Here is a 2,877-nt window from a genome sequence, read left to right as displayed (position 1 = left end):
GGTAGATTAGCGATGCGTCGGGATCCTCGGATTTCTCTGCCGTAGTTCACCCAGCCCGACCAGCGAATTCCATTGTGCGGCACAAGCATCTGACCTTACTAACAAGTCTTCAAACTACCCCCATGGCAGGCGCCGATTGAACTGTGAAGAAGTGACGGCGTTGCTTCCCTTGATTGTCCAACCCGACGCGCCGGGGTCAGTGTTCACCCACGCCGACATCAGCCCGACGTAGTCGCTCTGACTGCAAGCTGAGCGATACAGAGGCGGCAGCGCTGGGAGGAGCTCGACGGCTGGGAGCGGGTGATTCAAACCGGCTTGGGTGAGGTAACGGCTCGATTGACCGACCTAAGTCGATCGGGCCGGATCCATCCGCCGCCGTTTTGCTCGTGCGAGCAAAACAGAGCCTGGCCCCTCGCGTGCACGGTTTCGATGTCTGCTCCGAAGCACTGGAATGCCGACGCTGGCTGGCAAGATTCGGTCTCCATGCAGGGGGACTGAGTCCAGGGCGCTTGCCGGGTTGGCCGTCACTTGAGAGTAACAAGGCCAGGCTTCACCCGACCACTTCCGGCTCGTGTTGTGCATTCGGACTTGGGCAAGCACCGAGATGTCCCGGCGCGAAAACCGGGTGGACGACCGAGTTGGTTGATCATTGTCGCCGGTCACCGCGGAGCAACCGGTTAGCACCGGGAGTCGCGGCAGGAGTCACCGGCTAATCCGCGCTAGTTCGCGCAACTCGCCGATATTGCTCACCGGTCGCGCTCCACTGCTCGAAGCCCATCACATGGAACGGCTTACTGAGCGGTGCGTTTTCGCACAATTTCCGCGGGCGTCGGTAGACGCAGACAGATTAGGCCCACGTATTGGCCATCCATGAGAGTGACGCGGTAGACGGTGGCGTGGATCAGCACCCATCCCCCCCCGTGGGCGCTGATCCGGAAGAGTCCGTCCGTCGGCCCGTCAGCGAATTGCTGGGTCATCGCACGTAGGACCGGACGGTCACCGGGGTGCACCAGCGGCTGATCGGTGTGTTCCCTGCGCCAATCGATGTGCGGGCACGGCGGGTCGATCCACTTCAGTAGATTCCACCCTTTGAGCTCGACAAGCGCGCGGTGAACGCCGTCCTGCTCCATCCCCCGGAGGATTCGCTGGGCCAAATCGTCAGCCGATACCGGAGCGTCGGAACGAGGTGCGCGCCAATTCATGGCACGCGCGATCAAGTGGTCGGTGCCGTCGGGCTGTCGCTCGAGTGCGGCACGGGCGACGAAGCTGACGCGGATGGGCTTCTCGTCAAAGCTGGTGACGTCCCATGTGCTGCAGAAGGTGTCGCCGGGTTTGCAGCTCAGGGATTGCGCAAGCACGAGCGACTCCGCTTGGTTGATGTCGCCGATCGGCAGGTCGGCGGCAAATGGCCGATCGTCGTGTTTCTCGACGCTCACGTCCAGACCGGAGTTCAGCAGAGCTTGGGTGGTGCTGCTGGCTGTGGCGGTCGTGAGATTCCATTTGACTGCACCTGGCAGGGTTCGACGAGCAGAGGTGGCGTTTGGCGGACCAATCCACACCTGCACGCCGTGCACCGGGCCGCCATCGTCCATGGTTATGGCGTCGGTCCGGATGATGGCCTTGCCGCCCAGCAGGTTGAGGGTAATGCCGGTTTTGCTGCGGACCGTCTGCCCGACGGCTTCCCTGATGGCCCCAAGATTGGAGTTTCGGCGCAGATAGTTAGCTAGCGGTACGAATTTTCGCAGGGCGTCGCCTTGGGCGACGACGACGGGTTGCTGGCCGAGGACGTCGAGCAGCAGCCAATCTCGATTCATAGGTGATGATAATAAGATCGTAAAGGTGCTGCCACCGACCAAAAGTGACAAATTCCGCCTATCGCGGCATATCCGTGAGGTCGGGCGTAGGCATCACAGTATGCGGAGATTAGCCCAGCGGCCAACCCCGTGGGGGTGACCACCGGCCGGGGCTGCCGGCGAGCGCGGTGAAGGCGCGGTCGGGAACGGTCCGCAGTGCCGTGTTTCGGGCGTGGGTAAGAAGTCGGGATGCGGGGGTGGCGAATCGGTCTCCGTAGCGTGATGCCAGGTACATCAGCAGCATGCGGCGTCGTCTTTTGAGGTAGGCGGTGCGTCCTGAATGCGCCAGAGTCACAGCGTCTTCGAGGCCGAGGGCGGCGCCTTGGCCGAAGGTGGGCCGTAGGGCGTGGGCGGCGTCGCCGAGCAGGACGACCGAACCGACGGTGAGGCGTCGCGGGGGCCGCAGTTCGACTAATTCATCGGTGATGACACGGCGACGGTCGCGACGGACGATCGCGTCGGCGAGGGGCGCTGGCCAGTTCCGGTAGCTGTCGAGGTCCGCGTGCCCGCGCCGAGCCCCGCCGTAGGCGTAGGTTTTGTCGTCGTCGAGGGGCACGATCCCGAATTCTGCGTGGCGCCCCCAGTAGAAGCCGATGTCCTCGGGCGGTCGGTCGAGGATCCATCGCCAGGCGGTCACGCCGGTGTGGCCTGGTTGTTTGGTTCTCCACAGCGAGCGGCGGACGGTGCTGTTGACGCCATCTGCGCCGACGACGAGATCGAAGGACTGGGCGCCGTGTTGGGTGGTGATGGACCCGTCTGGCGTAACACTGCTGACGGCGTGCGCGGGACGGAGGCAGCGCTCGGGGAGTTGGCCGACCAGGGCCGCAATCAGGGCGGCCCGGTGGGTGACGACGAACTGGGATCCGCCGCTGAACTGCGCCAGGGTTCCGCGGACGAGTATCCGCCCGGTCTCGGTCTGGATGCTGATCGCCGCCGTCGATCGGGAGTGGGCTTGGAAGCGGTCGCGCAGGCCCAGTATCCCCAGGCAGCGTAATGCATTGGGCGGCAGCGCGATTCCCGCGCC

The 2,877-nt window shown here is 64.1% G+C and carries 2 protein-coding genes; both read right to left on the bottom strand.

Features of this window, described 5'->3' with window-relative positions; all coding sequences use genetic code 11:
- Window positions 1-791: 791 nt before the first annotated feature.
- Window positions 792-1,814 (bottom strand): PAS domain-containing protein, encoded by a 1,023-nt coding sequence (locus AC2VOU_RS02500; RefSeq protein ID WP_486955938.1) that lies wholly within the window; start codon window positions 1,812-1,814, stop codon window positions 792-794.
- Window positions 1,815-1,923: 109 nt separating this feature from the next.
- On the bottom strand, window positions 1,924-2,877 hold a 954-nt coding region (locus AC2VOU_RS02495; RefSeq protein ID WP_486955937.1), incomplete at its 5' end, for an FAD-dependent monooxygenase.

This window comes from Mycobacterium sp. TH-M25, assembly GCF_057473665.1.
The sequence above is the reverse complement of the archived record's forward strand: the minus strand, read 5'-3'. Positions and strand labels throughout refer to the sequence as shown.